Genomic DNA, 23,833 nt, shown 5'->3' with positions numbered 1-23,833 from the left:
GCGGGCGCGGCGCCGGCCTCCCCCCGCCGGTTTTGTCGGCGTGTGCGGCGTCAGCCGTTCCCGGACGCCCCCGGCGCGGTGAGCACCGTGCGGCAGTCCTGCCAGGCGGGATCGCTCAACAGCGGACGGAGGCGGTCGAACAGCGCGCGGAGCGAAGGACCCCACCGCTCCCGGAAGACCGGGTCGACGTGGGCGATGTCGAGTTCGTTCGCCGCGGTCAGCTCGGCGAAGTCCCGCCGCAACTCCGTGCTGGGCGTGTGGAGGAGGCCGGTGAACCGGTCCCGGAGGGCCGCGTCGGGGTCGGTGAGGACGCGGTAGGCGGCCTGACGGTCGCAGCCGGCGTAGAAGTACACGATGTTCTCGGCCTCGACGCCGATCACCTCCGCCAACTCGTCGCGGCGGTCGGGCGGCAGGGGGGCGGACGCGAAACCGTCGGTGCCGTAGAGGGCGTGGCACAGGCCCGCCAGTCGAAGGGCCGGACGGGCGCCCCACGCGGCGAGCCGCCCCCGTACGCGCTCCAGGTGGGCGAGGAGGGTGCCGCCGGGGTGGGCGATTTCCTCGGCGCCGAACGCGCGCAGGAGCGCGACGACCCGGTCGGCGGGATCGACGTGAACGGACATGGAGGCGCTCCCCCCTGTCGGAACGACGGGGTCGGCACCCGTCCCGTGCCCTCGTCCGGGGCCCGGACGGTGGCGAGGACGCGGGGACGGGTTGCCGCCCTGGGCCCGCAACGATGGTCCAGCACCCCAAAACCCAAGTCAATCCTCGAGTTTGCTTGCCAACTCCAAGGGAAGGCTTGGGCGTCGTGACTCTCGAAGATCTGCGTGTCCTCGTCGCCGTGTGCCGGGCGGGAAGCCTCAGCGCCGTCGCCCGCGACCTCGGGTGCAGCCAGTCGGCGGTGAGCCAGCACATCAGGCGGCTGGAGAGGAAGACCGGGGTCGGTCTCCTGGAGCGCCACGCGCGCGGCGTGGTGCCCACGGCGGCCGGACGCGTCCTGTGCGCCGCCGCCGCCGACGGTCTCGCCGGCATAGACCTCGCCCTGCGCCGCCTCGACGACCTCGCACGCGGCGACGGCGGCTCCGTCCGCGTCACCACGGGCGCCACGACGGTGCGGCACTTCATGGCCGAGGCCATCGTCGAGTTCCGCCGCCGTCACCCCGGAGTGCGGCTGGAGTTCCAGACCGAGAACTCCAGCCGCGGCTGCTTCGACGCCCTCACCGCCAACGACCTGGACCTCGCCTGGATCACCATCGGCGAGCCCGTGCGGGGCGTCGAGCAGCGTCCCGTGGTCGACATGCCCTGGGTCCTGGCCACCCGCGTGGACGACCCGCTCGCCTCTCGGCCGTACCTCGACGCCGACGACCTGGCGGGCATCCGACACATCCGGCTCCCGGAACGCTCCACCTCCCGGGCCCGCCTGGAGGCGGCCTTCGCCGACCTGGGCGTCCGCGTCGACTCCGACACCAGCGTGGCCGACTGGGACACCGCCGTCCTGCTGGCCGAACTCGGCCTCGGCCACGCCCTGGTGCCGGCTCTGCCCGGATGGCGTGTTCCGGGCGTCGACGGCCCCCTCCGTCTCGTGCCCGTCCCCGCCCTGCCGCCCCTGTCGGCCGGCTGGGCCGTCCGCCGCTGGGACACCCTCACCCCCAGCGCCCGCACCTTCGCCGACCTGGTCGCCAGGAGCTGCGCGGAGAAGAACGCGGACGGGCGCACGGACGAGCACGCGGAGGGGAGCGCCGAGGAGGACGCGTGAGGGGACACCACCGCGCTCCCGGTGCCGCCCGCCTGCCTCCGACGGCGCCGGGGCGCCTGCGCGATCAGCCCTTGAGCGCCTCGGCGACGGCGTCGGACAGCGGGGTGGCGGGCCGGCCCAGGAGGGTCGTCAGGTCGCCGGTGGTCCGGGCCAGAGCGCCCTGGGAGATCTTGACGTCGGAGTCCACCAGCAGCTCCACGAAGAAGGCGGGCAGACCCGCGTCGGTGAGGATCCGCCGGTACTGCTCGGCGGGCAGGTCGTTGTAGACGACCTCCTTGCCGGAGACGGCGGTGGCCTCGGCGGCCAGGTCGGCGAGCGTCCAGGCGGTGTCGCCGGTCAACTCGTACACCTTGCCCGCCTGGTCGTCGCGGGTCAGGACGACGGCCGCGGCCTCGGCGAGGTCGGCACGGGTGGCCGAGGCGACGCGGCCCGCGCCGGCGGATCCGACGATCGTGCCGCGCTCGACGGAGTCCGCCAGGGTGGCGGTGTAGTTCTCGGTGTACCAGCCGTTGCGCAGCAGCACCGTGGGCAGGCCGGACTCGGCCAGGGCGGCCTCGGTCTCGCGGTGGACGCGGGCCAGCCCCAGCGGGTTGGTGTCGGCACCGACGACCGAGGTGTAGGCGACCAGCCCGACCCCGGCCTCCTTCGCGGCGGCGACGACGGCGCGGTGCTGGACGACGCGCAGATCGTCGGGGCCGTTGGCGGAGACGAACAGCAGCTTGTCGGCCCCGGCGAACGCGGGGGCGAGAGTCTCGGGCCGGTCGTAGTCGGCCTCGCGGACGGTCACGCCCCGCTCGGCCAGATCGGCCGCCTTCTCCGGGGCGCGCACCGCGACGGCCAGGTCGGCGGCGGGAACGCCGCGGTCGAGGAGTTTCTCCACGGCCAGGCGGCCGAACTGTCCGGTGGCTCCGGTGACGACGATCATCGCGAGTGTCCTTCGGGTGTGGGAACGACAGGGAAGCGCTCGGACTCGGAGGCCCGATGTGGCATCCACCGTACGCTGTGAAATTGAAAGCGCAAACTTTTCTACAGTGCTTCCTCTCGGGTAGCCTTCAGGCATGGAGACACCGACCACCACGCCGGAGGTCGCCCCGGGGACCGCGGAAGAACAGCGGGCCCGGGAGCTGGAATTCGACGTGTTCGCCCGTGCCTGCCCCTCCCGGCCGGTGCTGGAACACCTCACCGGCCGTTGGGGTGTCCTGGTCCTGGCCGGCCTCCACCACGGGCCCGCCCGCTTCAACGCCCTGCGCCGCCGCGTCGACGGCGTGAGCGAGAAGATGCTCGCTCAGACGCTCCAGGCACTGGAGCGCGACGGATTCGTCCACCGCGAGGTCCACGCCGTCATGCCGCCGCGGGTCGAGTACAGCCTCACCGAGCTGGGTCGCACCACGGCCGGCAAGCTGATCGACCTCATCGAGCACCTCGAAACCCACATGCCCGACGTCATGGCCGCGCAGCGGCGGCACGACGAGAACCACGGCGGTGACTGAGACCCGGCCGGGCGGGAGCCAAGGAACCCGGAAGATCGAGAAAGCCGAGAAAGTCGAAAAAGCCGTCCAAGCCGAGCGGGAAAAGACCCTGTGACGGCTCCTCACGGATGCGCGGGCGGCCGGGCGCCCCGGCTGTGAAGGGGGTTGCCTCCCGGCTCCGTTCGGGCTCGGCAGGGGCCCGCCCGTGACGTCGGGCCGAACCGCCCGCCCTGGTCCCCGGCGCCGTCCGTCCCTAGGGTTCCACCGTCGCGAGAGGGGAACCGATGGACCGGAACATCCGCACGGTGGACGACGTGTTGAGACTCCTGGACGGCCTGTTCGCACCCGACGCCGACCGCTGGACGGGAGGCGCGGCCTCCTGGTGGGACGGCTTCTACGCGGACCGCTCCAAGCCCGTGCCGTTCTTCGCCGCCAAGCCCGACGAGAACCTGGCCGCGTACCTCGACCGTGGCCTGATCGCGCCGGGCCGGGCGCTCGACCTGGGCTGCGGTCCGGGCCGCAACGCCCTCCACCTCGCGTCCCTCGGGCTCGAGGTGGACGCCGTCGACCTCTCCCCGGAGGCCGTCGCATGGGCCGAGGAACGCGCCCGCGAGGCGGGAGCCGACATCCGGTTTCGCGTCGGGGACGCCTTCGCCCTCGGCGACGGCCTGGCCGGCCCCTACGACCTGATCCACGACTCCGGCTGCTTCCACCACCTGCCGCCGCACCGCCGCGTCAGCTACCTCGCACTCGTGGACCGCGTCCTGGCACCCGGCGGCCACCTCGCCCTCACCTGCTTCGCGGCCGGGGCGATGGGCTGTGAACTGCCCGACGAGGAGCTCTACCGACAGGGCCGCCTCCACGGCGGCCTCGCCTACACGCCCGAGTCGCTGCGCCGGATCTTCTCCGGCCTGGAGGAAGTCGAACTGCGCCGCATGAACGACGAGCCACCCGAATCCCCGTACTTCGGCGAACCCTTCCTCTGGACGGCGTTGTTCCGCCGCCCCGCCTGAACCGCCGCGCCGTGGCCGCCGCACGGTCCCCGGGAGTCAGCCGACCCCGGCGACCGTGCGCGACCGCTCCCGCCGGCCATGCGGACCCGGTGTCCGACCGTGCGGCGACAGTGGGAACCGGACGATCGGCGAAGACACCGGACAAGGAGGCGGTACCGATGGCGAGCGGGAGGGGCGGCGCGACATCCGCCGCCCCGACCCACACGCTAGGCACCGAAGGTGAGGGTCGGGTGGGAAACCGGTGAGGAAACGGACAACATCCGGCGAACCCCCAAGGCCCCTCACCTCACGGAAGCCGCCTCCGGGTCAGTCGCGGGCGACGTCCAGGAAGGCGGACCAGGCGCCGGGGGTGAAGGCGAGGGAGGGACGGGCGACGTCCTTGGAGTCGCGGACGTGGACGGTGTGCGGGCAGGCCGCGACCTCCACGCACTGACCACCCGCGTCGCCGCTGTGGCTGGACTTGCGCCACTCGACGGCGACTTCGACGCAGTCGCCGCCCTGGCTCCCGCTGTAACTGGACTTGAACCACGCGAGGTCTGCGGTGTTCATGATTCGCGGATCATCTCCTCGATCAACCGGACGGAGTCCTTGGGAACCAGGGCCTGTGTTCGGATCATTCCATAGCGATCCTGGAACCTGCTGACCTCTTTCCGGTCGTCGAAAACTGTGCCTGTGGACTGTCCTTCCACGTAGGCCACCCACTGTGACTCTGGTGTCTCCAGGAGTGTGAAGGGACCATCGAAGCCGGCGTGGGTTTCATAGTGCGTCGGCATGATCTGGATCGACACGTTCCGCATCTCCGACAGTTCCAGCAGCCGCTCCAACTGGGCTCTGAGAATTGCCTTTCCGCCCACCGGGCGCCGCAGTACGCACTCCTCGATGACCATGGCCAACGAGACGGCCGGTTTGCGCGTCAGCAGTGCTTGGCGCTCCATACGGGTCCGCACCTGACGCTCGATCTCGTCTTCTTCCAACACGGGGACGTATGCGCTGAGCACCGCGCGGGCGTAGTCCTCCGTCTGGACAAGTCCCTTGATCACGTGCGTGTCGTACGACCACACGCTCACCGCCTCCTGCTCCCGCTTCGCGTACTCACCGAACCAGGCGGGCAGCCGCGTCCACTTCAGGTGCGGGGCGGCGGCACGCAACGCCCCCTTCGCGTCCAGTACTTCCTCGGCCTTGGCGATGAACTCCGGGCTCGCCAGCCGTTCACCGCCCTCCACCTTGGCCACCAGCGACTTGGAGTACCCGACGTGTCGGCCGAGTTCCTCCTGTGTCGCCCCGTGCGCCTCGCGCAGCGCGCTCAGGACGGCACCGAAGACCTTCATGCCGTCCGACCCCGTGATGTTGGGCGCGCTCGATGACATGCGATCACTCTCCCCCTGCCCTCACGACAACCGAGGGCTGTGCATTGGTCACTGCTGGTCACGCTAGGCACAAGCCGGAAAAGTCGGAGGCGTGAACGGAGAAACAACCACCGAAAGCGTCAATCCGGTCTGGGACTGGATTCCTCGGAACGGACACTCGCTACGGCTGGCCGGGGTGCACTTCGACGCCGTACGGGTCGCGGGGGGACTGGCGGCGCAGGCCGTGCGGGAGACGGACGGTCCGGCCGTCCACGAGTGCGTGGGGGAGCGGTACACGTACTTCCTGCTGCCGCCCGGCACCGTCCGCTCCCACCGCTGGCCGCCCGGCGCGCGGGGGCTGACCAGCGGCGACCGGTGCGCCGCGTACGTCGGCATCCCGGCCCTGCGCGGCGGGACGTGGCCGCTGTCCTGGGTCCTCACGCCCACCGAGCGGACGCCCTTCGTGGACCCGGCCGCGCTGCACGCCGTGCTGTGCCGCCTCGCCGGACGGCACCCCCGTCCGCTCGCCGGGGAGGAGAGCCGGTGAGCGCCGCCCGCACCGCCGGACTGCCACGGCGCGTGGCCACTTGGACGTGGCTGGAGAGGACCGAGGTGGGCCGGATGGCGTTCCTGCTGATCACGCCCCCAGTGCCCGTCCCCTGGGGCGACACCGCGCGGGACGTGGAACGGCGGATGCTGCGGCTGGCCGGCGCACTGGAGTTGGACGATCCGGGCCGTCCGTTGGCGTACGTCGGGCCGCGCCTCACCCTGGGCACCGGATCCGACCGCGTGTCCGTGCGGTTGGACGACCGGGGGCTGGGCCTGCGGGCGCGGGTCTGCGCGGAGTGGGCCGCGTTCGTGCGGGGCGGCGGGCCGGTGGCGCTGCTCGTCGGCCTCGACCCGCTCGCCCCCGCCACGACGCCGGAGGAAGTGGAGGAGTACCTGCGGACACGCGCCTCCTCCGGGCGGCTGCGGATGGGCAACACGGCGGCCGTGTGACGCCTCGGGCCCTTCCGCGTACGGTGAAGGAATGCTGCACATATGGCGTGGAGCCGACCGTTACCGGGGCGGTGACGCGGCGGCCGGGATAGAGACGCGGCACGCCTTCTCCTTCTCCGGTTTCTACGATCCGTCCAACACGCGCTTCGGTCTGTTGGTCGCCTGCAACGAGGAACGGCTCGCGCCGGGCGCGGGCTTCGCCGAACACCCGCACGCGGACGTGGAGATCGTCTCCTGGGTGATCGAGGGGGAGTTGACGCACGAGGACTCGGCCGGACGCCGCGCGGTGGTCCGGCCCGGGGACGTCCAGCGGTTGAGCGCCGGGCGTGGCATCCGGCACGTGGAGCGCAACGCGGGGAGCGAGCCGCTGCGGTTCGTGCAGATGTGGCTGGTGCCGGGGGTGTTCGGGGGCGAGGCCGAGTACGAGGTGGTGCGCGGCATCGTCGACGGCACCCCCTACGGGCTGGCCCGCGCCGACGCTGTCATGCACGTGCGGCGGCTGGACGAGGGGGAGCGCACGGCGATTCCGGACGCGCCGTGGGTGTACGTGCACGTGGTCCGTGGGGGGCTGCGCATCGGCGGCGAGCTGCTGGCGCCCGGTGACGCGGCGCGGATCACCGACGCGGAGCGGCTGGAGGCGTCCGGGAACGTCGACGGCACCGAGGCGTTGATCTGGGAGATGCACTCGGAGCCGTCGTACGGCTGAGGGAGTGGGGAGCGGGCCGGGATCGCCGCGCGACGGTCCCGGCCCGCTCGCTGTCATCCCGACGTCGCCGCCGTCACCGTCTCCGGCGGAACGGGCCCGCGGGCACGGTGAGGACGGCCAGGCCGAGCCCCAGGACGGCCATCCCGCCCCAGGACACGGCGGGCAGGCGTTCGCCGAGGACGACCACGCCCAGCACGGCGGCGACGGCGGGTTCGGCGAGCGTCAGCGTGGTCGCCGCCGACGCGCTGGTGTGGCGCAACCCGTGGCCGAAGAGCCGGTAGGCCAGGAACGTGGTGAAGAACGCCAGGTGCAGGGCCACGGCGGCGCCGCGCGCGGTGGCGAGCCAGCCCGTGCCGGCGAAGACCAGGACGGGCAGGACGAGCAGCGCGGCGGCGCCGAACATCGTCCCCATCACGGCGTCGGAGGAGTGTCCCCGTGTGATCAGCCGGCCGCCGATGAGCGAGTAGGCGGCGTAGGACAGTCCGGCCAGCGCGGCGAGCACGGCGCCGAGGGAGTCCACGCGCGCGGCGCCGCCGGTGAGGTGCGGCCCCAGGACGAGGAGGGCGCAGCCGAGCACGGCGGCCAGGGTGGCGAAGGCCCACCGCGCGGTGGGCCGGGCCTGGCGGGTGAGCCAGGCGAGCAGGCCGGTGAAGACCGGGGCGCTGCCCAGCGCGATGACCGTGGTCACGGCCACGCCCGTCCGGGCCACGGCCGGGTAGAAGGTGAGCGGGTACCCGGCGACCGCCAGCGCGCCGAGGACGAGCGCTCGGCGTTCGGGGCCGGTGCACCGGGCGGGCAGGGATCGGGCACCGGGTGAGGTGAGGAACAGCAGCAGGCCGCCGAGGGCCATCCCGGCCGCGCCGATGGCCGCCGCCGACGCGCCGGCGGGCGCCAGGGAACTGGCGGTTCCGGTGGTGCCCCACAGCACCGCCGCGACGAGTATGGGCAGCGGGCCGCTCAGCGCTCCGGCCCGTCGGGCCGCTCGGGGCTTCTCGGGTCCGGCGTCGGCCGGGTGGGAGGGAGTCGGGGAGGAAGAGGTCTGATTCCGCACGGTTGTTGACTTCCGTATGTCGAATGCGTCCGGGACGGTTTCCGTGAACGGGCGCACGACATCGGGCCCCGGCGGCCGTGGACGGCCGGGGTGCGGGATCGGATCTTCGAGGGATCGGACCGTCGCGGTGTGCGCCCGTCAGGCGCGCACCGGCGGCGGCAGGACCCTGCGCCGGAAATTCATGTGCCGATCGTACCGGCGTGTCCGCGCACAGGGGCGAGCGGCCTCGGCGCACGCCTCGGCACGCTTCCCGGACCGCCTCCCACTAGGCTCCGGCCGTGGATCTCGACCTCCTCCTCGACCACCTGCGACGCGAACTCGACGCCTTCCGGGCCTGTTTGGACGGGGACCTGTCCGCCCCCGTGGAGCACTGCGGCGACTGGACGCTGCGCGATCTCGCCGCACACCTGGGCGAGGGCAACCTGTGGGCGGCGACGGCCGTCACCGAGCGGCACGGCGACCACAGGCCCCCGGCCGCGCCGTGCGAACCGGCCGCTCTGGCACGGTGGTTCGAGGAGACGGCCGAGGTGCTGACGGCCACCCTCGGCGCCGAGCCGTCCACCCCGGCCTGGACGTTCCACCCGCCGCACACCGTCGGCTTCTGGCGGCGGCGCCGCTGCCTGGAGACCCTGGTGCACCGCTGGGACGCCGAACACGCCCTGGGGACGCCCCGCCCGCTGGACGCGGAACTCGCCGGCGAGGGCGTGGCCGAGGTCCTCGACACCATGGCCCCGCGCCAGGTCGCCCGGGGCCGCGCCACCCCGCCCGACCACGCCGTGCGGTTGACCGCCACGGACACCGGGGCCTCGTGGACGTACGGCCCCGGCGAACCGGTCGCCGTCCTCTCCGGCACCGCGGAGTCCCTGCTGCTGACGCTGTGGGGCCGTGCTCCCGACGACCCCAGCGGCCCCGACGACCCCGACGGTGGAGCCGCGCCGGTGTGGGAGGGCGACGAGGAGGCCGGGCGGCGCGTTCTGGGCGGGCCCCTGGCGCCCTGAGCACCAGGGGCCCGCGAGCCTCATCCGGAACCTGCCGGGACCTACCGGGGCTTACCGGAACAGGTGGTAGGGGATGGCGTCGGCCAGCATTCCGTAACCCTTCGGGTTGAGGTGCAGCCAGTCGCCGTCGTGGACGTCCGGCCGGAGCCGGTCGGGGTTGCGCGGGTCGCGCACCGCGCGGTCGAAGTCGATCACCGCGTCGAACCGGCCGCTGCCGCGGATCCACTCGTTGACCGTCCGGCGGGTCTTCTCGCGGAGCCCCGCCGGGTCGTCGTACATCTCGTTCCCGCCGAACGGCAGCAGCGTCGCGCCGTGGACCTCGATGCCCTGGGCGTGGGCGCGGGTGACGATCTGGTCGTAGGCCGCGATCAGGTCGTCCGCCACCTGTTTCTGGGCGGCCTCGGTCGCCTCGGCGGTCCCGATGTCGTTGACGCCCTCGAAGACGATCAGCCACTCGACGCCGCTCTGCGCCAGCACGTCACGGTCCAGCCGGGCCAGGACGTTGGGGCCCAGGCCGTCGTTGAGGACCCGGTTGCCGCCCGCGCCCTGGTTGAGCACGGCGATGTCGGACGTGCTCCGGCGGGCTTGGAGCCGGTCGAACCACTGGTCCGGCCAGCGGTTGTTGCCGTTGGTGGTGGAGCCCCGGCCGTCGGTCAACGAGTCGCCCAGGACGGCGACCGCCGCGGTGGACTTCCCGGACGTCACCTCGACGCCGCTGAGGAAGTACCAGTGGTCGGTGGGGGTGGCCCCCGGCAGGTCCTCGGCGTCGACGTGGTTGCCGCGCAGCAGGTGGGAGGTGGTCCGGGAGCCGGGGTGGGAGGTGATCTCGTTCGAGGCCTGTCCCTCGGCCAGGTAGGTGGTCACGGTGAGGTTCGTGCCGGGCGCGACCTTGAGGTTCAGCGGGTCGGAGACCATCTGCGCCCCGACCGGTATCACCGTCCCGGCCCTGCCGCCGAAGGTCACCTGCCGGGAGGTGCCCGGACGTATCGCGCTCACCCCCGCCTTCCCGCCGGCCGGGAGCGCTACGGAGACGGCCGTGATGGGCAGGGCCGTGCCGCCGAAGGCGTTGGAGAACCGCAGCCGCAGCCGGTCCCCGCCGACGGTGACGCGGACGGTCTGCCGCAGGGTGGTGTCGTCGAGGACCAGGCCGTCCCGGGTGAACGGGGCGGGCGGCATGTTGTGGGGCTCGGTGAGCTGCGGCATCGACGTCCAGGTGTTCACCCAACGCTGTGCGCGGCTCTTGGCGGCCGGGGACGTCGAGGTCTCGGCGGAGGCGGCCTCGGCGCGGTCCTTCCCGGTGGCGGGCGGGGTGCCGGTCACGGCGGACGCCGCGAACACGGTCGCCGCGAGGGCCGCCGCGGCGAACAGGCCGGACAGGCGGGACAGACGGGAGCCGGCCGGTCTTCTTCTCGTGGGGTGCGTCATGGGTTGCGCGTCCTCCGGTGGGGGCGGTGGTCGTCACGTGCGCGCGACGCAACCACCGGACGCGGGAAGGGGCAAGAGCGCGTCCCGCCTACTGCGGCGTACGGCAGCGGTACGCGGTGTACGGCGGCGCAACGGTCGCGTCCGGCCTTGCTCCCCGGCACACCCCGGCCGATCGCCGCGGGGCCGAGGCCGGTCCGGCGCCCGGCCGGCTCAGCGGCCCTTGACCAGTTCGGCGAACCGCAGGGCGACCGTGCGCCAGACCTCGGACGCGGCCGGCTCGTCGGCCTCCGCCCGACGGACGACCTCCACCGGGTCGAAGCCGTGCCGCAGCAGGCGCTCCGGTCGCCACGTGCGCACCCGCGCGGCCGTGACCTCCGGGTGGAACTGCGTGCCCCAGGCCCGGTCGCCGACGGCGAACGCCTGGTACGGGCACCGCTCGCTCAGCGCCAACCACCGCGCGTCGGGCGGGAGTTCGGTGACGGCGTCGACATGGTTCCCGATCGCCGTGGGGTGGGGTGGCAGACCGTGGAAGAGCGGGTCGTCCTCCGCCTCCGGACGCAGCGTCAGCCGTGTGCTGCCGATCTCCGGCCGGCCGTGGTTCGCCGCGACCGCACCGCCCGCGACCCGCGCCAACAACTGGCCGCCCAGGCAGATCCCGAACACCGGGACGCCTCTCTCCAGCGCCTCGGCGACCAGGGCGCGAGTGGCGGCGAGCCAGGGAGCGCGCTCGTCCTCGTCCGGCAGGTAGTCGCCGCCGAGCACCAGGAGGGCCCGGTGGGAGAGCCGTTCGGGCAGTGGCGCGCCGTCGTACGCGCGGACGACGTCCACCGTGAGCCCGCCCTCGGCCAACCAGGTGCCGAACCGGCCCGGACCGCCGTTCGGGGTGTGCTGCACCGCCAGTACGGTAGGCCGCCCGACCACTGTCGTCCCCGCTCCCGCGTCAGAGTCCGCGCAGCTCCGCCAGGACCGCGTCGGTGAAGGGCGGCCACGCCTCGATCGCCCAGGGGCCGAACGCGCGGTCCGTCAGGGCGACGCAGGCGGCGCCCGCGTCCGGGTCCACCCACAGGAACGTGCCGGACTGCCCGAAGTGGCCGAAGGTGCGCGGCGAGGAGGAGGACCCCGTCCAGTGCGGGGACTTGCCGTCGCGGATCTCGAAACCGAGTCCCCAGTCGTTGGGCTTCTGGTTGCCGTAGCCGGGCAGGACGCCGCTCAGGCCGGGGAAGACCACGGAGCGGGCCTCGGCGACCGTGCGCGGGTCCAGCAGGCGCGGGGCCTGGAGTTCGGCGGCGAAGCGGACCAGGTCGGCCACGGTGGAGACGGCGTCCTTGGCGGGGGAGCCGGGCAGGTCGGTGGCGGTCATCCCCAGCGGGACGAGCACGGCCTCGCGCAGGTACTCGGGGAAGGGGATGTCGGTGGCCTTGGAGAGGTGGTCGCCGAGGACCTCGAAGCCGGTGTTGGAGTAGATCCGGCGGGTACCCGGCGCGGCCATCGAGCGGTGCTCGTCGAAGGCCAGGCCGGAGGTGTGGGCGAGCAGGTGCCGTACGGTCGAGCCCTCGGGACCGGCCGGCTCGTCCAGCTCCACCGCGCCCTCCTCCACGGCCACCAGCACCGCGTACGCGGCCAGGGGCTTGGTGACCGAGGCGAGCGGGAAGCTGCGGTCGACGGGGCCGTGCGTCCCGACCACCGTGCCGTCGGCTCGTACGACGGCCGCCGCCGCCGTGGGGACCGGCCAGTTCTCGATCGTGCGCAGGCTCTCCATGGTCCCGAGCCTAACGTGCGACCGAACGGGGGAACGTGGCGGGATTTCGCCGCCGTTCCCCGCCTGCCCGGAACGGGCTCCGACTCCGTTCGACCACCCGTCCGGGGCCGGCGTACCGGCCCCGGAGGTGTGGTGCGCCACGCTGTGGGCTCCGCGTCGGCGCGACGGGACGTACCCACCGCGTCACAACTCGGCCAGGAGTTCGGCCTTCTTCGTGCTGAACTCGTCGTCGGTGAGCAGTCCGGCCTCGTGCAGCTCGCCCAGGTGCCGGATGCGGTCGGCGATGTCGCCGGGCGCGGGGCGGACCCGGACGGCGGGAGGCTCCACGTGGGGGACGGCCACGACCGTCTCCGGGACCGGGTCCGGCTCGGCGGCCCGCACCGCCTCCAGCACCGAGGCGGCCAGCGGCAGCGACTCGTGGACGAGGCCGTAGCCCAGCCCGAAGACGACGGCGGCCGGGTCCTGGTCGGGCTCCTCGGGCGGCTGCTCGTGCGTGCCGCGGCGGACCAGCCGCAGGTGGCCGCCCACCACCTCGGGCGAGCGCCAGACCACGCCCTCCAGTTCGCCGACGGCGAACGTCTGGTCGCCCGCCTTCCACTTCGCGGAGGACGCCGCGGTCGAGAACCAGCGGAAGGAGACCGTCTCCCCGTCGAAGGAGACCTTGCCGTCGTACGCCTTGAACTGCAGCGGCGGCGGAGGGGCGGCGACCAGGTGGCGGTCGGCGGGCTCGTCGACCAGGGGGCCGAGGACGGAGTGGACCTCGCTGACGTAGGAGGCGGCCAAGGGCTCACGCTCGACGGGGAGCACCAGACGGTAGGGGTCGCTGGTCTCCCTGAGCTGCCCGGCGGCGACCTCCACGAGCGGATCGGCGCCCGGCCGAGGCTCGGCGCGCAGCACGACCGTGCCCTGTCTGGGGCCGGGGACCAGATCGATCGACCTCAGCGCCTCGTAGGGGACACGCCGCTCGCCCAGGACATGGAACAGCCTCGGTGTGCGAATCCCCCGTTCGAAGCGGATGAGTACGGAGTCGGTGTCGAACTCCCAGGAGGAGTTAATTCCGGCCAGCACGTCACCCATGCGGGCCATCGTATGCGCCGGTGGCCCGACCGTCCTCCTCGACCGTTCCCCACGTGTCACAGCTCGTGCACCCGGTGGTAGGTCCCCGTACCGATGGCCGCCATGTTGGCCAGGCTTCCGGTGCCCGGAACGAAGTAGCCGGTGTGGCCGGTGGCGCCGTCGGCGGCCAGGCGGCGGGCGCCGAACTCGGGGGAGACCGGGTCGGAGCCGTGACCGAGGCCGCCGAACTCCAGGTACGGCACGTCCGCGATCCAGTCGCCGTCGCAGCGCATCGCCCACACCCGGGCCCGCGCGTCCAGGTCGGCGGCCCGGTCGACGCGCATGCCGGGACTGCCCACCGCCGTCATGTCGGTCACCCGGTCCGGCAGCCGCTCGTCCCGCCCGCCCCGGGCGGCGACCCCGCACACCACCGAGCCGTAGCTGTGGCAGAAGAGCGCCACCGTGGCACGGCCGGGGAGCCCGCGGAGGAAGGAGACCAGCCGGCGGGCGCCCTCCTCGGCCAACTCGCCGGCCGCGGCGTCCACGCCGACGCCGCGCGGCGAGGTGTAGTCGGCCCAGGCGACGGTGGCGGTGCGCACGTGCGGGGCGGTGGCGCGTTCGCGTTGGTGGAGGGCCCGTGCCATGCCGACCGGGGCGGTGTGACGGCGGCGGGTCCGTTCGAAGGTCAGCACGTCGGTGTCCACGCCGGGCACCACGACCGACACCCGTTCGGCGCGCTCCAGATCGCCGAAGACCTCCACGGCCCGGCCGCGACCGGTGGGGTCGAAGGCGAGGATTCTGCGTCCCGCGCGCAGCAGCGAGGTGAAGCGGTGCATGCGGCGGCCCGCCTCCCGGCGCCCCTCGTCCGTCAGCCGCTCGTCGGTCATCCGTCTCCGTTCGACGGCGCGGGCCCGGGCGAGCGCGAGGCGGTTGGCGCGGTAGCGGAGGCCGACGGGCACGCCGTCGAGGTTGCCCACGACCAGGGGGTGGCGGGCGGCCAGGCGGCTTCGCTGGACACCGGTCAGGCTCTGGAAGAAGCGGGCGACGACCCGGGGAGCGGAATCCGGGGAGGGCAGGGGGCGTCCGCCGACGCGGCCCTTCTTCCAGGCCAGGAGGGCGGCGGTGCGCGGCCCGGGGTCGGCGTGCCGCTCCCGGGCTCCCGTCCAGCCGGAGGTGATCAGCAGGACCAGGACCACGGCGAGGGCGAGCAGGGCCCGCCGCGGGGTGGGAGGGGCGGTGCCGGCGGGGTGCGCGCCGGCGCGGGCGGTTGGGGACGAGGAGGTCGGGGCCGTCGGGGCCGTCGGGACCGGGGTGTTCTTCGCGTGGGTTGCGTACAAGGAGGCGCCGGGAGGGAAGATCGGGATCACTGACTGTCACCCTAGGAGACGCCGGTGAGACCGCCTCCGATGCGTGACCCGGATCACGTTTCGACAGAGCGAACTCACCTGACCGGATGAGCGGCGATGGTGTGGAGGGCACTCCCGATGTCCTCCACCCGACGTCCCCTGCCCGATGCCTTCCACCCGATGCGTTCCAAAGGAGGGCGTCGCCCTCCGGAGCGGTGTCCACCGGGTGTCGTCCTTCGGAGCGGTGTCCACCGGGGGGGTCGGCATCATGGCACGGGACCGTCGGCGCACGCCCGAGAGGACGCCGGGCTGTGGACAACCCGGCGGCTGTGGACAACTCCGTTACCCGTCCCGGTGAAACGGCCGGTCCGCTCTTGGCAGGCCGGCCGATCCGTGTCGAAGCTGATCACACGACCGACACGGGGGAGTGATCCACATGCGTCACACACGAACGGCCCGCACCGCGCTGCCGACCGCCCTTCTGGCGACCGCCGCCCTGACGGCGCTCCTCACGCCGCACACCGCCGGCGCCGCCGAGGAGACGCCACGGCTGGGGCGGTGCGCGGCCGGGCAACTGTGCCTGTGGGAGCGGGAGGACTTCCAGGGGCCACGCCGCACCCACGAACTGGCGGACACCGACATCGAGAGCTGCGTCCCCCTGCCGCGAGGCGCGACCGTCGCCTCGCTCGCCAACCGCACCGGCCGGCCCGTGACGACCTACCAGAGCGCGGAGTGCGCCGAGACCGGCGAGTTCGACACCTACCCGTCGGGCTCCTGGGCGCCGCGGTCGCCCTACCGGGTACGGGCCGTCAAGATCTGGGAGAACTGAGGTGCGCGGCCGCCTCCTCGGCGGGCCGGCGCTCCCGTCCCTTTCCGTACTCGCACGGCATCGGGCGGAACACCGGGGGTATCCGGATCGGCAGCCCGGTCCGACGACCCTGGGAGGGATGATGACGGGCTCACGGCACATGTCGAACATGCGGCGGGGCGGGGCCGACCTCACCGGCGACGAACGCTCGACGTTCGGCGTCATCGGCCTGGTCTGCGCGATCGCGGGGTTCTTCGTGATGGGTATCGTCCTCGGCCCCATCGCGATGGTCTGCGGTTGGCTCGCCATGGGACGCCGCTGGACGGGCGCCCGGTCGAAACCGGCCCTGGTGGCCGTCGTCCTGGGCGCGATCGACACCGTCCTCGCCCTGATATGGCTCGCCTCCGCCTCCGGCTCGTGGGGGCTGTGGATGTGAGGGAGGCGTGACGCGCCACATGCCTCGGCCCCGGCCGAACGGCCGGGGCCGAGGCACCCACCGGGCGGGCCCGGCGGGGTCGGATCAGGCGTCGCCGCCCTCCGGACCGGGGTCGGCGGCGGTCACGTCGAGCAGTTGGTAGCGGTCGATGGCCTGCTTGAGCACCGAGCGGTCCACCTTGCCGTCCTTGGCCAGCTCGGTGAGCACGCCCAGGACGATCGACTCGGCGTCGATGTGGAAGAAGCGACGGGCCGCGCCGCGGGTGTCGGCGAACCCGAAGCCGTCCGTGCCCAGCGACTGGTAGCGGTTGGGCACCCAGCGGGCGATCTGGTCCGGCACCGAGCGCATCCAGTCCGAGACGGCCAGCACGGGCCCCTCGGTGTCCTGGAGCTTGCGGGTCACGTACGGGACGCGCTGCTCCTCCTCCGGGCGGAGCAGGTTGTGCTCCTCGACCTCGACGGCCTCACGGCGCAGCTCGTTCCAGGAGGTCGCCGACCAGACGTCCGCCCGGACGTTCCACTCCTCGGCGAGGATGCGCTGGGCGTCCAGGGCCCAGGGCACCGCCACGCCCGAGGCGAGGATCTGCGCGGGGATCGCGCCGCCCTCGGCCTGCCGGTAGCGGTACAGGCCCTTGACGATGCCCTCGGCATCGACGTTCTCGGGCTCGGCCGGCTGCTGGATCGGCTCGTTGTAGACCGTCAGGTAGTAGAAGACGTCCTCGGCGTTCTCGCCGTACATCCGCCGCAGACCGTCCTTCATGATGTGGGCGATCTCGAACCCGAAGGCCGGGTCGTAGGCGACGCACGCCGGGTTGGTCGAGGCCAGGAGGTGGGAGTGACCGTCCGCGTGCTGCAGACCCTCGCCCGTCAGCGTCGTGCGGCCGGCGGTGGCGCCGAGCACGAAACCGCGCGCGAGCTGGTCGGCCATCTGCCAGAACTGGTCACCGGTCCGCTGGAAGCCGAACATCGAGTAGAAGACGTAGACCGGGATCAGCGGCTCGCCGTGGGTGGCGTACGCCGAGCCCGCCGCGATCAGCGAGGCGGTGCACCCGGCCTCGGAGATGCCGTCGTGCAGCATCTGACCGTTCGGGGACTCCTTGTACGCCAGCAGCAGCTCGCGGTCCACCGACTCGTAGGTCTGGCCCAGCGGGTTGTAGATCTTGGCCGTCGGGAAGAACGAGTCCATGCCGAAGGTGCGGTACTCGTCGGGGGCGATCAGCACGAACCGCTTGCCGATCTCCTTGTCCCGCATCAGGTCCTTCAGCAGCCGCACGAAGGCCATCGTGGTGGCGACCTTCTGCTGGCCGGAGCCCTTCTTGACCGTGGCGTAGGTCTTGTCGCCCGGCAGCACCAGCGGCTTGGAGCGGTCCACGCGCGTGGGCACGTAGCCGCCCAGCTCGCGCCGCCGGTCGTGCATGTACTGGATCTCCTCGGACTCCCGCCCCGGGTGGTAGTACGGGGGCAGCCCGGATTCCAGGTCCTTGTCGGGGATCGGCAGGTGGAGCCGGTCGCGGAAGCGCTTGAGGTCCTCGACGGTCAGCTTCTTCATCTGGTGGGTGGCGTTGCGGCCCTCGAAGTTCGGGCCGAGCGTCCATCCCTTGACCGTCTGCGCCAGGATCACCGTCGGCTGGCCCTTGTGCTCCCGGGCCGCCTTGTAGGCCGCGTACACCTTGCGGTGGTCGTGACCGCCGCGACCCAGGTGCAGGATCTGCTCGTCGGTCATGTTCTCGACCATCTTCCGCAGCCGGTGGTCGCCGCCGAAGAAGTGCTCGCGGATGTACGCGCCGCTCTCGGTGGCGTACGTCTGGAACTGGCCGTCGGGGGTGGTGTTCAACTTGTTGACCAGCACGCCGTCGCGGTCCTGGGCCAGCAGCGGGTCCCAGGAACGGTCCCAGATGAGCTTGATCACGTTCCAGCCGGCGCCGCGGAAGTACGACTCCAGCTCCTGGATGATCTTGCCATTGCCGCGCACCGGGCCGTCGAGCCGCTGGAGGTTGCAGTTGACGACGAAGGTCAGGTTGTCCAGACCCTCACGGGCGGCCAGGGAGAGCTGACCCAGCGACTCCGGCTCGTCCATCTCCCCGTCGCCGAGGAACGCCCAGACGTGGCTGTTGGAGGTGTCGGCGATCCCGCGCGCGTGCATGTAGCGGTTCATCCGCGCCTGGTAGATCGCGCTGATCGGGCCGAGGCCCATCGAGACCGTCGGGAACTCCCAGAAGTCCGGCATCAGGCGCGGGTGCGGGTAGCTGGACAGACCGTCGGGGTACTTCGACTTCTCCTGGCGGAAGCCGTCCAGTTGCTTCTCGGTGAGCCGGTCCAGCAGGAAGGCGCGAGCATAGATGCCCGGGGAGGCGTGCCCCTGGAAGAAGATCTGGTCACCGCCGTCGCCGTGGTCCTTGCCCCGGAAGAAGTGGTTGAAGCCCACGTCGTACAGCGAGGCCGAGGAGGCGAAGGTGGCGATGTGCCCACCGACGCCGATGCCCGGCCGCTGCGCGCGGGAAACCATCACGGCCGCGTTCCAGCGGGTCGCGTTCAGGATCTTGCGTTCGATTTCCTCGTTGCCGGGGAAGAACGGCTCGTCCTTGGTCGCGATCGTGTTGACGTAATCGGTGCTGCGCATCTCCGGAACGGCCACACGCTTCTCGCGTGCCCGTTCGATGAGGCGCAGCATCAGGTAGCGGGCACGTTCCCGGCCCCGCTCGTCGACGGCCGCGTCGAGCGAGTCGAGCCATTCCCGGGTCTCCTCGGGATCGAAGTCCGGGACCTGGCTGGGAAGGCCACCAATGATGATCGGGTTGCGATCGGATCCGGAAGCCACGCTGTTCCTTCGCTGTTCGTTATTGCTCTGCAGGGGTGTCGCGCCGTCTCCCATCGTGTACCGCTGGGGCGGATACGTCATCTCTACCGAGGGGTAACCCCACTCCGTGAGACGTCCGGGTGCCCGGCCCGGTGCGGCCGGGGCGTGAGTCGGCCGAACGGCCACCCTACGCCTTGCCGCCCGCGAGCCGCGTACTGTCGTTCGAGTCCCTCCGGTTCCCTCATCCAATGGGGCAAAATAGGCATACGGTTGTGTCGCACGTCACGCTGGTTCAGGTGGTGTGCGGCGACAAGTCAACGTTTGGGCGGGATCAGCGGCCGGGTACTTGCGCGATCGTCCCGGCACGTGTGGACTACGCCCCATGCATCGCGCACGTGCGCGGGCACCCGTACTTTTCGAAAGATGACAGGAGGCAATCCGTGAGCGCGACCGCGGACCACGCGGAGGAGCGGACCAACCCCGCCGCAAGGCTGGGTTTCCAGCCCGGGCAGGTGGTCCAGGAGCTCGGTTACGACGACGACGCCGAGCAGGCACTCCGTGAGGGAATCGAGGCCATCACGGGCCAGGAACTCGTCGGCGAAGACTACGACGACATGGCCGACGCCGTGGTCCTGTGGTTCCGCGAGGACGACGGCGATCTGACGGACGCGCTGGTGGACGCCATCACGTTGATCGAGGACGGTGCCCCGGTCTGGTTGATGACGCCGAAGACCGGTCGACCGGGATACGTCGAACCCAGCGAGATCGGGGAGGCGGCCCAGACCGCGGGCCTGGCCCAGACCAGCACCGTCAACGCGGGCAAGGACTGGACGGGCAGCCGCCTGGTCACTCCGAAGACCGCTCGCACCGGCAAGCGCTGACAGCGCTGACAGCGCGGACAGCTCTGACAGCGCGGACAACGAGAACGACGAATCGACCGAGCCCCCGTCCGGCATCCGCCGGACGGGGGCTCGGCGCGTGGCGGCCGGTGCGTAGGGTGGGGAGCGTCACCCAACCGAAGGAAAGGCGTTCCATGGCGATCGAGGTGGGCACCAAGGCTCCGGAGTTCGAGCTGAGGAATCAGCACGGCGAGACCGTGCGACTCGCGGACTTCAAGGGGCGGAAGAACGTCGTCCTGCTCTTCTACCCCTTCGCCTTCACCGGGGTGTGCACCGGTGAGCTGTGCGCCCTGCGCGACGAGCTGCCCCGTTTCGTCAACGACGACGTCCAGCTCCTGGCCGTCTCCTGTGACTCCCCGTTCTCGCTGCGTGTCTTCGCGGACCAGGAGGGTCTCGACTACCCGCTGCTGTCCGACTTCTGGCCGCACGGAAACGTCGCACGCGAATACGGCGTCTTCAACGAGGAAAAGGGCTGCGCGGTGCGCGGCACCTTCATCATCGACAAGGAGGGGGTGGTGCGTTGGACGGTGATCAACGCGATCCCCGACGCACGCGACCTGAACGAGTACGCGAAGGCTCTCGAAAGCCTCTGAGTCCCCGCGGGCGCGGGGAACCGATCACTAGGATCGGCTCGTTATCCAACGGCATCCACCTACGGGGGCACCCAGTGCTCCTTATGAACATTCGGGAGGACTCGTGGGAGTCAGCCTCAGCAAGGGCGGCAACGTCTCGCTGACCAAGGAAGCCCCCAATCTGACCGCCGTGATGGTCGGTCTGGGCTGAACCTCACCGGCGAGGGCGACGGCGACGACGAGGTCATCAAGGTGAACCTCGCCGCCGTGCCGGCGGACGTCGCCAAGATCGTCTTCCCGGTGTCGATCTACGAGGCCGAGGCCCGCCAGCAGAGCTTCGGCCAGGTGCGCAACGCGTACATCCGCGTGGTCAACCAGGCCGACGGCAGGGAACTGGCCCGCTACGACCTGAGCGAGGACGCCTCCACCGAGACCGCCATGGTCTTCGGCGAGCTCTACCGCCACGGCGCCGAGTGGAAGTTCCGGGCCATCGGCCAGGGCTACGCCTCGGGCCTGCGCGGCATCGCCCAGGACTTCGGCGTCAACGTCTGACACCTGTCGGCGGCCGCGCGCGGCCGACCGACGTCACGTGATCTCGGCAGGCAGTGTCCGGCGCCGCAGACTTCCGTGTCCCGGAGGTGTGCGGCGCCGGGCGGTTTGGCAACACTGGGCGCATCACATCGGGAGAGGAAGCAGCATCATGGGCGTCACGCTCGCCAAGGGGGGAAACGTCTCCCTCTCGAAGGCCGCACCGAATCTCACCCGGGTCCAGGTCGGTCTGGGCTGGAAGGCCCGCTCGACCACGGGCGCGGACTTCGACCTGGACGCCAGCGCACTGTTGTGCGGAGGCGGCCGGGTGCTCGGTGACCAGTACTTCGTCTTCTACAACAACCTCGCCAGTCCCGAGGGTTCGGTCGAGCACACCGGCGACGAACTGGTCGGCGGCACCGGCGGCGACGACGAGACGATCCTGGTGGACCTCACCCTGGTGCCCCAGCAGGTGGACAAGGTGGTCTTCGCGGTGTCGATCCACGAGGCCGACGCCCGCCGGCAGACCTTCGGGCAGGTCACCGACGCCTACATCCGCGTGGTCAACCAGGACGACGGCAACGAGTTGGCGCGCTACGACCTCACCGAGGACGCCTCCTCCGAGACCGCGATGATCTTCGGTGAGCTCTACCGGTACGGCGGCGAGTGGAAGTTCCGTGCAGTGGGTCAGGGGTACGCGTCGGGGCTGAGAGGCATCGCCCTAGACTTCGGAGTAAACGTTTCGTAAAGCGGACCGCACGCAGCGGCCCCACCGCGCACGGGGTGGGGGGATTTCCCACGAGAGAGAAGATTGGTTAGCCCGTGGTTCTGAGAACATTCGGCTGGTCCTTCGCGGTGACGGCCGCCGGACTCGTCGCCGCCTACTTGTTCGGGGGGTGGGAGGCGTTCGCCCTGGTGGCAATCCTCTCCATCCTGGAGATCTCGCTGTCGTTCGACAACGCGGTCGTCAACGCCGGTGTGCTGAAGAAGATGAACGCCTTCTGGCAGAAGATCTTCCTCACCATCGGCATCCTGATCGCCGTCTTCGGCATGCGGCTGGTCTTCCCCATCGTGATCGTCTCCGTCTCGGCCCAGCTCGGGCCGATCGAGGCGGTGGACCTGGCGCTGAACGACCAGGAGCGGTACGAGCAGTTGGTCACCGACGCCCACCCGGCGATCGCGGCCTTCGGTGGCATGTTCCTGCTGATGATCTTCCTCAACTTCATCTTCGACAGGGACCGCGACGTCCACTGGTTGAGGGTCATCGAGCGCCCGCTGGCCCGTTTCGGCCAGGTCGAGGGCCTGTCCGTGGTCATCGCCCTGATCGTCCTGCTCTTCGCGGGCACCACCCTGGCGAGCCAGGCCGTGCTCTACGACGGCCACGCCGACAAGTCCGCCACGGTCTTCCTCTCGGGTATCGCCGGTCTGTTGACGTACCTCATCGTCAACGGACTCTCCAGCCACTTCGAGAACAAGATCGAGGAAGAGGAGGAGAGGGAACACGAGGTCGAGGAGGCCGCCCGGCGCGCGGGCAAGCAACCCCCGACGGTCCTGCTCGCGGGCAAGGCCGCGTTCTTCATGTTCCTCTACCTGGAGGTCCTGGACGCGTCCTTCTCCTTCGACGGCGTCATCGGCGCCTTCGCCATCACCAACGACCCGGTCCTCATCGCGATCGGCCTGGGCATCGGCGCGATGTACGTCCGGTCCCTCACCGTCTACCTGGTCCGCCAGGGCACGTTGGACGAGTACCGCTACCTGGAGCACGGCGCCCACTACGCGATCGGCGCCCTGGGCATCCTGCTGCTGATCACCATCAGGTGGCACGTCAACGAGGTCATCACCGGCCTCATCGGTGTCGCCCTGATCGGTGCCGCCTTCTGGACCTCGGTACGCCACAACCGCCGCGACGCCGCCGGCGGCGAGGGCGGAGACTCGGCCGAGAAGTCGGAAGTGCCCTCCGGCGTGTGACGGCGGCCCGATTGCGGAACGCTCTGTGCGGGGCGGCCACGCGGTGGAACCGCGTGGCCGCCCCGCGTCGTCGGAAGACCGATCCGGTCGGGATGAGTGGGGGTAGGAACGCATGGTCTCCCTGTGGGAGCACTGGCGCGGCGGCATGCGCAGGGGCCCGAGGTTCGACACCGTCGGCGGCCCCACGACATACGCGATGGAGCTGACCAAACGGCACTCGACGGTCTCGCTCACCCGGCAGGGCGCCGACAGCGGCAACCTGCAGATCAACCTCTCCTGGCGGATGCGGTCGTCCGACCTCGACGGACGGCCCCGGCGCGGTGAGTTGCTGCGCAACCCGCTGGCGATGTTCAAGCCCGAGCCGGTGCGGGGCCACACCCAGGGCATGGTGACGGTGGACCTCGACCTGGCCTGCATGTACGAGTTGAAGGACGGCAGCAAGGGCGTGGTCCAGTCCCTCGGCGGTCTGCTGGGGGAGATCAACGCGCCGCCGTACGTCAAGCTCAGTGGCGACGACCGGTTCGGCGGTTCGTCGGGCGAGACCATCTACGTCAACCTCGACCACAAGGACGAGATCAAACGGCTGCTGGTCTTCGTCTACATCTACGACGGCACCCCGGCGTTCGACCGTACGCAGGCCGTGGTCACGCTGATTCCCGGCAGCGGCCCCCGCATCGAGATCGGGCTCGACGAGCGCGCCCCGGAGGCCCGCTCGTGCGCGGTGCTGCTGATCGAGCACGACAACAAGGGGCACCTGGTGGCACGCCGCGAGGTCCGGTACGTCTACGGCTTCCAGTCCGAACTCGACCGGCTCTACGGCTGGGGCCTGCAGTGGGGCCGCGGCTACAAGAACAAGAAGGCGGGCCGGACGTGACCTGAACCCGTCCCGCGGCCCGAGCCCGTCC

General features: G+C 71.6%; 25 protein-coding genes and 1 pseudogene. 15 read left to right on the top strand and 11 right to left on the bottom strand.

Features of this window, described 5'->3' with window-relative positions:
- Positions 1-50: 50 nt before the first annotated feature.
- On the bottom strand, positions 51-620 hold the full coding sequence (locus IF47_RS0106445; protein WP_031507313.1) for a DUF6817 domain-containing protein: 570 nt from the start codon (positions 618-620) through the stop codon (positions 51-53).
- A gap of 185 nt (positions 621-805) precedes the next feature.
- Between IF47_RS0106445 and IF47_RS0106440 the strand changes: the two genes are divergently transcribed.
- Complete coding sequence (locus tag IF47_RS0106440) at positions 806-1,753, top strand: LysR family transcriptional regulator (RefSeq protein WP_051717144.1); 948 nt, start codon at positions 806-808, stop codon at positions 1,751-1,753.
- Positions 1,754-1,817: 64 nt separating this feature from the next.
- Here IF47_RS0106440 and IF47_RS0106435 read toward each other — a convergent pair whose 3' ends face one another.
- On the bottom strand, positions 1,818-2,678 hold the full coding sequence (locus IF47_RS0106435; RefSeq protein ID WP_031507310.1) for an SDR family oxidoreductase: 861 nt from the start codon (positions 2,676-2,678) through the stop codon (positions 1,818-1,820).
- A gap of 133 nt (positions 2,679-2,811) precedes the next feature.
- Here IF47_RS0106435 and IF47_RS0106430 point away from each other — a divergent pair, with 133 nt between their 5' ends.
- Both IF47_RS0106430 and IF47_RS0106425 read left to right on the top strand, forming a co-directional pair.
- Positions 2,812-3,243 carry a winged helix-turn-helix transcriptional regulator gene (locus tag IF47_RS0106430; RefSeq protein WP_078591606.1) on the top strand — a complete coding sequence of 144 codons (432 nt, stop codon included), beginning with the start codon at positions 2,812-2,814 and terminating at the stop codon, positions 3,241-3,243.
- Positions 3,244-3,506: 263 nt separating this feature from the next.
- A complete protein-coding gene (locus tag IF47_RS0106425; RefSeq protein WP_031507308.1) occupies positions 3,507-4,235 on the top strand; it encodes a class I SAM-dependent methyltransferase in 729 nt (242 codons plus the stop codon).
- Between the two features lie 306 nt (positions 4,236-4,541).
- Here IF47_RS0106425 and IF47_RS0106420 read toward each other — a convergent pair whose 3' ends face one another.
- Together IF47_RS0106420 and IF47_RS0106415 are read right to left on the bottom strand one after the other, a co-directional pair.
- Positions 4,542-4,784 carry a DUF397 domain-containing protein gene (locus tag IF47_RS0106420; RefSeq protein ID WP_031507306.1) on the bottom strand — a complete coding sequence of 81 codons (243 nt, stop codon included), beginning with the start codon at positions 4,782-4,784 and terminating at the stop codon, positions 4,542-4,544.
- On the bottom strand, positions 4,781-5,602 hold the full coding sequence (locus IF47_RS0106415; protein WP_031507305.1) for a helix-turn-helix domain-containing protein: 822 nt from the start codon (positions 5,600-5,602) through the stop codon (positions 4,781-4,783). The genes IF47_RS0106420 and IF47_RS0106415 overlap by 4 nt, the downstream gene beginning before the upstream one ends.
- Before the next feature lie 91 nt (positions 5,603-5,693).
- Between IF47_RS0106415 and IF47_RS0106410 the strand changes: the two genes are divergently transcribed.
- From IF47_RS0106410 to IF47_RS0106400, 3 genes are read left to right on the top strand one after another with little or no spacing between them, the layout of a single operon-like run.
- Positions 5,694-6,128, top strand: a complete 435-nt coding sequence (locus tag IF47_RS0106410; protein WP_051717142.1) for a hypothetical protein — start codon at positions 5,694-5,696, stop codon at positions 6,126-6,128.
- Positions 6,125-6,580 carry a hypothetical protein gene (locus IF47_RS0106405; RefSeq protein WP_031507303.1) on the top strand — a complete coding sequence of 152 codons (456 nt, stop codon included), beginning with the start codon at positions 6,125-6,127 and terminating at the stop codon, positions 6,578-6,580. The genes IF47_RS0106410 and IF47_RS0106405 overlap by 4 nt, the downstream gene beginning before the upstream one ends.
- A 31-nt stretch (positions 6,581-6,611) precedes the next feature.
- Positions 6,612-7,286 carry a pirin family protein gene (locus tag IF47_RS0106400; RefSeq protein WP_031507302.1) on the top strand — a complete coding sequence of 225 codons (675 nt, stop codon included), beginning with the start codon at positions 6,612-6,614 and terminating at the stop codon, positions 7,284-7,286.
- Between the two features lie 73 nt (positions 7,287-7,359).
- On the opposite strand, the gene IF47_RS0106395 is transcribed toward IF47_RS0106400, so the two are convergent.
- Positions 7,360-8,337 carry an EamA family transporter gene (locus IF47_RS0106395; RefSeq protein ID WP_031507301.1) on the bottom strand — a complete coding sequence of 326 codons (978 nt, stop codon included), beginning with the start codon at positions 8,335-8,337 and terminating at the stop codon, positions 7,360-7,362.
- A 278-nt stretch (positions 8,338-8,615) separates the two neighbouring features.
- Here IF47_RS0106395 and IF47_RS0106390 point away from each other — a divergent pair, with 278 nt between their 5' ends.
- Positions 8,616-9,335: a maleylpyruvate isomerase family mycothiol-dependent enzyme gene (locus tag IF47_RS0106390; protein ID WP_031507299.1), complete on the top strand. Its 720-nt coding sequence runs from the start codon at positions 8,616-8,618 to the stop codon at positions 9,333-9,335.
- A gap of 51 nt (positions 9,336-9,386) precedes the next feature.
- On the opposite strand, the gene IF47_RS0106385 is transcribed toward IF47_RS0106390, so the two are convergent.
- The 5 genes from IF47_RS0106385 to IF47_RS0106365 form a co-directional block, all read right to left on the bottom strand.
- Positions 9,387-10,760: an SGNH/GDSL hydrolase family protein gene (locus IF47_RS0106385; RefSeq protein ID WP_031507298.1), complete on the bottom strand. Its 1,374-nt coding sequence runs from the start codon at positions 10,758-10,760 to the stop codon at positions 9,387-9,389.
- A gap of 210 nt (positions 10,761-10,970) precedes the next feature.
- Entirely contained in the window at positions 10,971-11,660 is a 690-nt protein-coding gene (locus IF47_RS0106380) for a type 1 glutamine amidotransferase (RefSeq protein WP_031507297.1), read from the bottom strand.
- A 40-nt stretch (positions 11,661-11,700) separates the two neighbouring features.
- Positions 11,701-12,519 (bottom strand): serine hydrolase domain-containing protein, encoded by an 819-nt coding sequence (locus tag IF47_RS0106375; protein ID WP_031507296.1) that lies wholly within the window; start codon positions 12,517-12,519, stop codon positions 11,701-11,703.
- Positions 12,520-12,702: 183 nt separating this feature from the next.
- On the bottom strand, positions 12,703-13,596 hold the full coding sequence (locus tag IF47_RS0106370; RefSeq protein WP_031507295.1) for a DUF4429 domain-containing protein: 894 nt from the start codon (positions 13,594-13,596) through the stop codon (positions 12,703-12,705).
- Between the two features lie 56 nt (positions 13,597-13,652).
- Positions 13,653-14,771 (bottom strand): alpha/beta hydrolase, encoded by a 1,119-nt coding sequence (locus IF47_RS0106365; protein ID WP_078591631.1) that lies wholly within the window; start codon positions 14,769-14,771, stop codon positions 13,653-13,655.
- A 586-nt stretch (positions 14,772-15,357) separates the two neighbouring features.
- Between IF47_RS0106365 and IF47_RS0106360 the strand changes: the two genes are divergently transcribed.
- Together IF47_RS0106360 and IF47_RS0106355 are read left to right on the top strand one after the other, a co-directional pair.
- Positions 15,358-15,750 (top strand): peptidase inhibitor family I36 protein, encoded by a 393-nt coding sequence (locus IF47_RS0106360; RefSeq protein WP_031507292.1) that lies wholly within the window; start codon positions 15,358-15,360, stop codon positions 15,748-15,750.
- Positions 15,751-15,871: 121 nt separating this feature from the next.
- Positions 15,872-16,165, top strand: coding sequence for a hypothetical protein (locus IF47_RS0106355; protein WP_051717215.1), 294 nt, complete (start codon positions 15,872-15,874; stop codon positions 16,163-16,165).
- 84 nt (positions 16,166-16,249) lie between these two features.
- Here IF47_RS0106355 and aceE read toward each other — a convergent pair whose 3' ends face one another.
- A complete protein-coding gene (gene aceE / locus IF47_RS0106350; RefSeq protein WP_031507289.1) occupies positions 16,250-18,982 on the bottom strand; it encodes a pyruvate dehydrogenase (acetyl-transferring), homodimeric type in 2,733 nt (910 codons plus the stop codon).
- Positions 18,983-19,401: 419 nt separating this feature from the next.
- Between aceE and IF47_RS0106345 the strand changes: the two genes are divergently transcribed.
- The 6 genes and pseudogenes from IF47_RS0106345 to IF47_RS0106320 all read left to right on the top strand — a co-directional run bounded on the left by IF47_RS0106345 (position 19,402) and on the right by IF47_RS0106320 (position 23,802).
- Positions 19,402-19,842 carry a DUF3052 domain-containing protein gene (locus IF47_RS0106345; RefSeq protein WP_031507288.1) on the top strand — a complete coding sequence of 147 codons (441 nt, stop codon included), beginning with the start codon at positions 19,402-19,404 and terminating at the stop codon, positions 19,840-19,842.
- A gap of 152 nt (positions 19,843-19,994) precedes the next feature.
- On the top strand, positions 19,995-20,453 hold the full coding sequence (locus tag IF47_RS0106340) for a peroxiredoxin (protein ID WP_031507287.1): 459 nt from the start codon (positions 19,995-19,997) through the stop codon (positions 20,451-20,453).
- A gap of 103 nt (positions 20,454-20,556) precedes the next feature.
- Positions 20,557-20,984, top strand: a pseudogene (locus IF47_RS27540) (TerD family protein).
- A gap of 148 nt (positions 20,985-21,132) precedes the next feature.
- Entirely contained in the window at positions 21,133-21,708 is a 576-nt protein-coding gene (locus IF47_RS0106330) for a TerD family protein (RefSeq protein WP_031507286.1), read from the top strand.
- Between the two features lie 74 nt (positions 21,709-21,782).
- The gene (locus tag IF47_RS0106325; RefSeq protein WP_031507284.1) at positions 21,783-22,928 is read left to right on the top strand and encodes a DUF475 domain-containing protein; all 1,146 of its coding nucleotides are present in this window, start codon (positions 21,783-21,785) and stop codon (positions 22,926-22,928) included.
- Positions 22,929-23,040: 112 nt separating this feature from the next.
- On the top strand, positions 23,041-23,802 hold the full coding sequence (locus tag IF47_RS0106320; RefSeq protein WP_031507282.1) for a Tellurium resistance: 762 nt from the start codon (positions 23,041-23,043) through the stop codon (positions 23,800-23,802).
- Positions 23,803-23,833 lie beyond the last annotated feature (31 nt).

The organism is Streptomyces megasporus, assembly GCF_000718985.1.
Taxonomy (GTDB): Bacteria; Actinomycetota; Actinomycetes; order Streptomycetales; family Streptomycetaceae; genus Streptomyces; species Streptomyces megasporus.
This window is presented reverse-complemented; position numbering and strand designations above follow the sequence as displayed.

Excerpts from the sequence above, each read along its gene's own strand:
- IF47_RS0106445 (WP_031507313.1), bottom strand. The coding sequence starts at position 620 with ATGTCCGTTCACGTCGATCCCGCCGACCGGGTCGTCGCGCTCCTGCGC.
- IF47_RS0106435 (WP_031507310.1), bottom strand. The coding sequence starts at position 2,678 with ATGATCGTCGTCACCGGAGCCACCGGACAGTTCGGCCGCCTGGCCGTG.
- IF47_RS0106430 (WP_078591606.1), top strand. The coding sequence starts at position 2,812 with ATGGAGACACCGACCACCACGCCGGAGGTCGCCCCGGGGACCGCGGAA.
- IF47_RS0106425 (WP_031507308.1), top strand. The coding sequence starts at position 3,507 with ATGGACCGGAACATCCGCACGGTGGACGACGTGTTGAGACTCCTGGAC.
- IF47_RS0106420 (WP_031507306.1), bottom strand. The coding sequence starts at position 4,784 with ATGAACACCGCAGACCTCGCGTGGTTCAAGTCCAGTTACAGCGGGAGC.
- IF47_RS0106415 (WP_031507305.1), bottom strand. The coding sequence starts at position 5,602 with ATGTCATCGAGCGCGCCCAACATCACGGGGTCGGACGGCATGAAGGTC.
- IF47_RS0106400 (WP_031507302.1), top strand. The coding sequence starts at position 6,612 with ATGCTGCACATATGGCGTGGAGCCGACCGTTACCGGGGCGGTGACGCG.
- IF47_RS0106385 (WP_031507298.1), bottom strand. The coding sequence starts at position 10,760 with ATGACGCACCCCACGAGAAGAAGACCGGCCGGCTCCCGTCTGTCCCGC.
- IF47_RS0106375 (WP_031507296.1), bottom strand. The coding sequence starts at position 12,519 with ATGGAGAGCCTGCGCACGATCGAGAACTGGCCGGTCCCCACGGCGGCG.
- IF47_RS0106370 (WP_031507295.1), bottom strand. The coding sequence starts at position 13,596 with ATGGGTGACGTGCTGGCCGGAATTAACTCCTCCTGGGAGTTCGACACC.
- IF47_RS0106360 (WP_031507292.1), top strand. The coding sequence starts at position 15,358 with ATGCGTCACACACGAACGGCCCGCACCGCGCTGCCGACCGCCCTTCTG.
- IF47_RS0106355 (WP_051717215.1), top strand. The coding sequence starts at position 15,872 with ATGACGGGCTCACGGCACATGTCGAACATGCGGCGGGGCGGGGCCGAC.
- IF47_RS0106340 (WP_031507287.1), top strand. The coding sequence starts at position 19,995 with ATGGCGATCGAGGTGGGCACCAAGGCTCCGGAGTTCGAGCTGAGGAAT.
- IF47_RS0106330 (WP_031507286.1), top strand. The coding sequence starts at position 21,133 with ATGGGCGTCACGCTCGCCAAGGGGGGAAACGTCTCCCTCTCGAAGGCC.
- IF47_RS0106320 (WP_031507282.1), top strand. The coding sequence starts at position 23,041 with ATGGTCTCCCTGTGGGAGCACTGGCGCGGCGGCATGCGCAGGGGCCCG.